Origin of the sequence: Maritalea sp., from assembly GCF_051251695.1 — a bacterium.
Classification (GTDB): domain Bacteria; phylum Pseudomonadota; class Alphaproteobacteria; order Rhizobiales; family Devosiaceae; genus Maritalea.
Genome location: NZ_JBPOEU010000058.1, coordinates 1 through 5832 on the forward strand (window position 1 = coordinate 1; position 5832 = coordinate 5832).

Genomic DNA, 5832 nt, shown 5'->3' on the forward strand with positions numbered 1-5832 from the left:
TGCTTCTCCTAATTTATGAGGTAACCCTCACAGGTTAACCCATCGGGGGAAGCAGCCGGTACATCCCATTAGCCGACTTACGTCGTGATTGATGTGTTTTGGCTTTTTTCAAGCACAAGGTGGCCAATTTGATATAGAAAATTGGAGAGCATACAGAATATAAAATAACGTAGCCTGATCGCGCCTCGCACTGAGATGTCTTGAAGACTAAGCAAACTTCTGTTACCAAACCTCCTAGTTCTCAGGGCGGGGTGAAACTCCCCACCGGCGGTAAGCAGGTTCGACCTGTAAGCCCGCGAGCGCCTTGCATCGTATTGCAAGGGTCAGCAGATCAGGTGAGAAACCTGAGCCGACGGTCATAGTCCGGATGGAAGAGAATGTGTATCCAATTTCGCTTGGCGGAAGGGGTGCGCGCATTCGCCTTGGGTGACGTGTCGTAAACTAAGGAGATAGCAATGACGCACACCTGATATGCTTTCATAAAAGCAAACTGGCATTCAGATATCGTTGATCGCGCACTGGAAGGCTTCCAGCAGATCATCCCCATTGATCATATTGACGTGTTCGACGTTCCTGGTGCATTCGAAATGCCTTTGGTTGCACGCGACTTGGCAAAAACCGGAAAATACAGCGCAGTTATAGCCGCCGCATTTGTTGTAGATGGTGGAATTTATCGCCATGAGTTCGTGGCTCAGTCTGTCGTTGGCGGGTTGATGCAAGTCAGCTTAGAAACAAATATACCTGTATTGTCGGTATCGCTGACGCCGCATCAGTATCAAGAAACGTCACATCACGACGAAATTTACAAGACGCATTTCGTTCAAAAGGGCCGCGAAGCGGCGAATGCTGCACTGTCCATTGTCGCAACGCGAGCGCAAATTTCATAACCGGTAGCTTCACAAACTTACTGGGAAAAAGATGCAACTTCTTGAAACGAGAATGCAATGTTTACTGGAATTGTTGAATGCGAAACGACGGTTGCGTTATTCGAACAAGTTGGCGGCGTTGCCAAACTTGTACTTAACCGCCCTAAAGTAGAATTGAACAACGCCTCTATTGGGCAAAGTTTCAGCATCGATGGGGTCTGCCTGTCACTAACCGACTACACCGACACTCAAATGTCGTTCGATTTGATCCGAAGTACTTTGGAAAAAAGCACTTTGGGTCAATTGCAAGCTGGTGTTCTGGTTAACTTTGAACAAAGTGCACAAATCGGAGATCGCAATGGCGGGCATGAATTATCCGGCCACGTAGATTGTTCGGCGCGGGTTTGTGACATTTTGCGTTCCGGCACATCTGCTGAGTATATATTTGAGCCACCTTGCGAGATGATGCGCTACATTTTCCCCCAAGGTTTTGTGGCTGTGAATGGCGTGAGTTTGACCATTAGCAGTATTGATAAACGCGACGGAAAGTTTTCCGTTTGGATCATTCCGGAAACATCGCGCATTACAAATATTGGCAATTTGTCAGTCGACGGGGCAGTTAATATCGAATTCGAGCGCAAAACTCAGGTCATTGTCGATACGATACACAGCGCTGTTGAGCAATATATGACTGCTGAAAATATGGGGCGCATTATCAGTCAGCTTGATGTAGGGAGGCAAAAATGACAGCAACTATTAGACAGATCGTTGGCGTGCCATTACCTGCAGGAAGGTGTGATTTTGTATCTTTCACCGGACTAGCGGATATGGGCGAACATATTGCGTTAGCGTATGGCGACTGGAATAAAAATACGACGCCACTGGTGCGATTGCATAGCGAGTGTCTAACCGGGGACATTTTTGGTTCGCTTAAATGCGATTGCGGTCCGCAGCTGGAAGAAGCAAAAAGTAAATGTCGTGCTGATTGCGGGATAATTTTGTATCTCCGTCAAGAAGGACGCGGCATCGGCCTCTACAATAAACTGGACGCATACGCGAAACAGGAAGCTGGAGCAGACACATACGAAGCAAACCATTTGATAGGTCAGCCCGCCGAAGCGCGTGATTTTTCTGTTGCCGCCCAAATGTTGCTGGCGTTAGGTAAACCAACAATCCGCCTATTGAGCAATAATCCCGACAAGAAAAATCAACTTGAAAAACACGGCATTATCGTAACGCAGCAAGTCAAGACTGGTGTGTTTCCGAATGCGCACAATCAAGAATATTTGTCGAGTAAACAGGCACATGGGCACCAACTGAATGTGCTAGCGCCTCAACCAGAAAAAGCTGGTAACTTTGATCGGTAAAGCCCCCTCAACAATAGATATTCGAACCGCAATGAAACATGCGATTGCACTCGCGCAAGAGACAGTCGGGCGCACTGCCCCCAATCCGCCAGTTGCAGCAATCGCGTTAGATGTAAATGGAAAGATTTTGGCAGAGGCCGTTCATGAGGAGGCCGGCCTACCTCACGCTGAAGCAGCTTTGCTCGCAAAATGTCGTCAGCAAGCCTCCCTTGCACAAGTGCACACCATAGTTTGCACACTTGAACCATGCTCGCATCACGGACGAACTCCACCGTGTTCCGACGCATTGATTGAGGCAGGTATAAAACAAGTTGTTTACGGCAGCAGCGACCCAAACAAAATAGCGACAGGTGGGCATCAGCGGATGCAAACAGCTGGGATACAAGTTGTTAGTGGCGTTGAAAAAGCAGACTGCGACGAACTATTGGCGCCGTTCGCCAAATACGTCATCACAGGGCTGCCGTTTGTCGTGGTCAAACGCGCGTGGCGTCTAGATGGTTTTGGCAAGGAGACCATGTTGCCTCCTGCTGATGCCAAAACTTTTACGGATATCTCAAGCCTCACTTTTGCGCATGAGTTGCGACGCAGTTGCGATGGCATTCTTACAGGCAGCGGCACAGTGCTCGCGGATGATCCCACTTTTACAGTTCGGCATGTTTCAGATCATGGCAAATTTGCAAATGCATCATCCAAACGGCATTTAGTTGTGTTTGATCGCCGGAACCGTATTTCTGAGGTTTGGAAGTGCAAAACACAACAACAATTTCATCTGCATTTATCTCAACAAACCCACGAAACACCAAATACAGCCCTACAGAAATTAGCCAGCTTGGGGTGCATCAAGATTTTAGTCGAGGCAGGCCCGGCCCTAAGCCAAAGTGTTCTTGAATCGGAGCTTTGGGACGTCTGCGTTGACATCCATCAATCAAACGCAGGTGACCGAATTGATATAAAACGCAAATCTATCATCAATTAGTTGGCTAACGATTCCGGAAAAACTTAGGCATGTCATCAAAGATATGTTTTTGGCAAAAATGCGGTCCAACTTCCGCTTCCCGCCCACTTGAGACTCGTCACGAACTTTTATGCATAGTCACTTAGTCCGCCAACCTGCCATCCGATGAAATTTTCCTAATGACTGCAAGGAGCCCGAAGTACCGGATGCTGCAAGTTGTTCAAATGTGTGCTATGGAGTGACGCACAGTGACACATGATGCTAATTTCTGAGGCTGGACCTATGGATTTGAGGAACCGCATTGCCATCGACGCACCGCCACACATCATTTGGCCACTGATTACTAAACTTGATCAGATCAAACGATGGAACCAATCCATCGTAAGTTCTGAGGCTGTTTCGGCTGGATCGGTTCAAGAGGGCTTTCGGTCCCGTCTGATGCTCAAGGAAGGCAGTAGAGAGGTCGAATACGAAGAAGAGATTTTGGTCTTTGAACCTCCCAGTACGGTTGAAGTTCAAATGTCCGGAGGAAGTCTCGGGAAAACCCCAATGGTCGTTCGATATGATCTTAGTTCGGAGGGCGATAAGACATCCCTGGAACAGAGATGCACTTGGACACCTGGCGGTTTGATGTTGCGGTTAATGGCCGGAATAATCTCGCAGTCATCAGCAAGAGCTTTGGACGAAAATCTTGTTCAGATCAAAAGCGTCGCAGAGGCTGATGTAAGGGGTGCAACAGATGCAAACTAACGCGGTAGATGAATTTGTTAAAAATATCGAAAACAAGAAAAGACGCTCCGATGCTGAAACGTTGATCGGGATTTTGACGCGCATCACCAAGCACGAACCCAAGATATGGGGCGATTCAATGATTGGTTTTGATCAATATCACTATGCCTACGACAGTGGCCGAGAAAGTGATAGTTTTCTTGCCGGGTTTTCGCCGCGCAAGCAGCATACCGTGATCTACATTACAAATGGCTGCAAAGAGTATCCATCGCTTCTGGAGCGCCTTGGAAAACACAAGTCGAGCGTTTCGTGTCTCTACGTCAACAAACTTGATGATGTGAATATAGATGTATTAGAAGAACTTTTGAGCAAGTCCTACTCCGATATGAAGTTGAAAGACCACAGCGCACCGACACGCGCCTAGTAGGTTCAGAAAACTCTAAATCATTCGCACCGGTTTCGACACCGTGGTGATTGATTTTCCGATAGCTGCCATTAGTGCAACAACAGCGAAAGCTCAGTTTGTCCGCAGTGCGGATATTCGACACAAATCCGGGTCGATCCCGGTTAGTGTGTCGAAACCGCGTACAGCTTTATCGAGCTGGCGCAATTGTCAGTTTGACACCAAGCGCTGACAACACCTTTTGAACGGTTTCATAGCGAAGCTTTGACCCGGAGCGTAGCGCCTTATAAAGACTTTCCCGGCCTAGACCTGTCTGTTCGGCAATTTCACTCATGCCGCGCGCCTTCGCAATGTCGCCAAGCGCCGCAATGAATACGTCAGGATTGTCGTCCTCAACCGCCGCTGCCAAATATTCGGCAATCATGCTTTCGCTATCCAGATAGTCGGAGGCATCAAACTTCTCAAATTGTGTCATGACCAGTCCTTTTTCTGCTCTGCCATCATCTCAATCGCTAACTTAATGTCTCGCTTCTGCGACCTCTTATCGCCACCAATCAACAATAAATAGACGATTTCGCCACGCCGCGAATAGTAGACCCTGTATCCCGACCCATAATGAATCCGCATTTCCGAAACGCCCTGACCAACCGGCTTGCAATCGCCAAAATTTCCCATTTCAGCGGCACGGATACGAGTCAATATGCGTGCCCGGGCACGCTCATCCTTCAAGGCTCTAAGCCATTGATCAAACTTGGCCGATCTCAATATCTGATTCATAAGTTACTGTATCCAATTAGATACAGATTGTCAAACCAAAACTGGCCGCACCCGAAAAGGTACGGCCAGTTGTCAATTGATGATCGGCTCTACTCAGCCGCTATCGGAAAATATTCCAGAACTTTGACCTCCGGTTTCTCAGTTTCGGGTGTCGCAATGGTCACGGGTTCGGGCAACCAATTTATATTTGCAACGGCCTTTTCTGCCGCCTTGGCTGCATCGGCCTTTTTCTTAGCCGCTTTCACTTCCAACGGCACCTTGCCTAGAGCGGCTATCATATCATCCTCAATCTGATGACGACTAATCCGGCTAAAGTAAGTGTCGGCGGTCAGCTTGAACCATTTGGTCATGTCCGCATTAAGACAATTTGCCAGTGTGTCGGCATGTTCAAAAGCCAAACGGCGGTCATGGGAATGCTTGGTTTCAACCGCATTAAGAGAAGCACCAGCACAATAGGCCAACATCTCAAGCAATTGTTCCTTGTTCTGATCCAAACACCAATCCCACAAATCGGCGGGGTCTTCTGGTAGCTTGTCCTGAACAATGCACGTAATGGCGTCAAACTCTGTCACGCCAAGGCATGACGTGCTGTCCTTCATGCTGCTTTCCACATGATAGTGGCTTGCGGAAATCTCCAAGGCGCTTTTGACACTGGTGTAGCTAATGGGATGTACCGGCTGCTTCCCCCGATGGGTTAACCTGTGAGGGTTACCTCATAAATTAGGAGAAGCAGAT

9 protein-coding genes and 1 riboswitch are annotated in these 5832 nt (G+C 48.1%); of the genes, 6 read left to right on the forward strand and 3 right to left on the reverse strand.

Translation table 11 applies throughout. The features are described from left to right. The first annotated feature begins 233 nt into the window (after nucleotides 1-233). Nucleotides 234-383: riboswitch (FMN riboswitch) on the forward strand. Between the two features lie 96 nt (nucleotides 384-479). The 6 genes from ACSHWX_RS17585 (at nucleotide 480) to ACSHWX_RS17610 (ending at nucleotide 4341) form a co-directional block, all read left to right on the forward strand. Further along, on the forward strand, nucleotides 480-887 hold the full coding sequence (locus ACSHWX_RS17585) for a 6,7-dimethyl-8-ribityllumazine synthase (protein WP_435669522.1): 408 nt from the start codon (nucleotides 480-482) through the stop codon (nucleotides 885-887). 57 nt (nucleotides 888-944) lie between these two features. After that, a complete protein-coding gene (locus tag ACSHWX_RS17590) occupies nucleotides 945-1613 on the forward strand; it encodes a riboflavin synthase subunit alpha (RefSeq protein ID WP_435669514.1) in 669 nt (222 codons plus the stop codon). Continuing rightward, nucleotides 1610-2233 (forward strand): GTP cyclohydrolase II, encoded by a 624-nt coding sequence (locus ACSHWX_RS17595; protein ID WP_435669515.1) that lies wholly within the window; start codon nucleotides 1610-1612, stop codon nucleotides 2231-2233. The genes ACSHWX_RS17590 and ACSHWX_RS17595 overlap by 4 nt, the downstream gene beginning before the upstream one ends. 31 nt (nucleotides 2234-2264) lie before the next feature. After that, on the forward strand, nucleotides 2265-3209 hold the full coding sequence (gene ribD, locus ACSHWX_RS17600) for a bifunctional diaminohydroxyphosphoribosylaminopyrimidine deaminase/5-amino-6-(5-phosphoribosylamino)uracil reductase RibD (protein WP_435669516.1): 945 nt from the start codon (nucleotides 2265-2267) through the stop codon (nucleotides 3207-3209). Between the two features lie 261 nt (nucleotides 3210-3470). Then, a complete protein-coding gene (locus ACSHWX_RS17605; RefSeq protein WP_435669517.1) occupies nucleotides 3471-3938 on the forward strand; it encodes an SRPBCC family protein in 468 nt (155 codons plus the stop codon). Further along, nucleotides 3928-4341, forward strand: coding sequence for a DUF1801 domain-containing protein (locus ACSHWX_RS17610; RefSeq protein ID WP_435669518.1), 414 nt, complete (start codon nucleotides 3928-3930; stop codon nucleotides 4339-4341). Before ACSHWX_RS17605 ends, ACSHWX_RS17610 begins: the two co-directional genes overlap by 11 nt. Nucleotides 4342-4510: 169 nt before the next feature. On the opposite strand, the gene ACSHWX_RS17615 is transcribed toward ACSHWX_RS17610, so the two are convergent. The 3 genes from ACSHWX_RS17615 to ACSHWX_RS17625 form a co-directional block, all read right to left on the reverse strand. Continuing rightward, nucleotides 4511-4795: an addiction module antidote protein gene (locus ACSHWX_RS17615; protein ID WP_435669519.1), complete on the reverse strand. Its 285-nt coding sequence runs from the start codon at nucleotides 4793-4795 to the stop codon at nucleotides 4511-4513. Then, nucleotides 4792-5097, reverse strand: a complete 306-nt coding sequence (locus ACSHWX_RS17620) for a type II toxin-antitoxin system RelE/ParE family toxin (protein WP_435669520.1) — start codon at nucleotides 5095-5097, stop codon at nucleotides 4792-4794. The genes ACSHWX_RS17615 and ACSHWX_RS17620 overlap by 4 nt, the downstream gene beginning before the upstream one ends. Nucleotides 5098-5186: 89 nt before the next feature. Then, nucleotides 5187-5696, reverse strand: coding sequence for a hypothetical protein (locus tag ACSHWX_RS17625; RefSeq protein WP_435669521.1), 510 nt, complete (start codon nucleotides 5694-5696; stop codon nucleotides 5187-5189). Between the last annotated feature and the right edge of the window lie 136 nt (nucleotides 5697-5832).

Coding starts and splice junctions, on each gene's coding strand:
- ACSHWX_RS17615 (WP_435669519.1), bottom strand. CDS start 4,795: ATGACACAATTTGAGAAGTTTGATGCCTCCGACTATCTGGATAGCGAA.
- ACSHWX_RS17620 (WP_435669520.1), bottom strand. CDS start 5,097: ATGAATCAGATATTGAGATCGGCCAAGTTTGATCAATGGCTTAGAGCC.
- ACSHWX_RS17590 (WP_435669514.1), top strand. CDS start 945: ATGTTTACTGGAATTGTTGAATGCGAAACGACGGTTGCGTTATTCGAA.
- ACSHWX_RS17605 (WP_435669517.1), top strand. CDS start 3,471: ATGGATTTGAGGAACCGCATTGCCATCGACGCACCGCCACACATCATT.
- ACSHWX_RS17625 (WP_435669521.1), bottom strand. CDS start 5,696: ATGAAGGACAGCACGTCATGCCTTGGCGTGACAGAGTTTGACGCCATT.
- ribD (WP_435669516.1), top strand. CDS start 2,265: ATGAAACATGCGATTGCACTCGCGCAAGAGACAGTCGGGCGCACTGCC.
- ACSHWX_RS17610 (WP_435669518.1), top strand. CDS start 3,928: ATGCAAACTAACGCGGTAGATGAATTTGTTAAAAATATCGAAAACAAG.
- ACSHWX_RS17595 (WP_435669515.1), top strand. CDS start 1,610: ATGACAGCAACTATTAGACAGATCGTTGGCGTGCCATTACCTGCAGGA.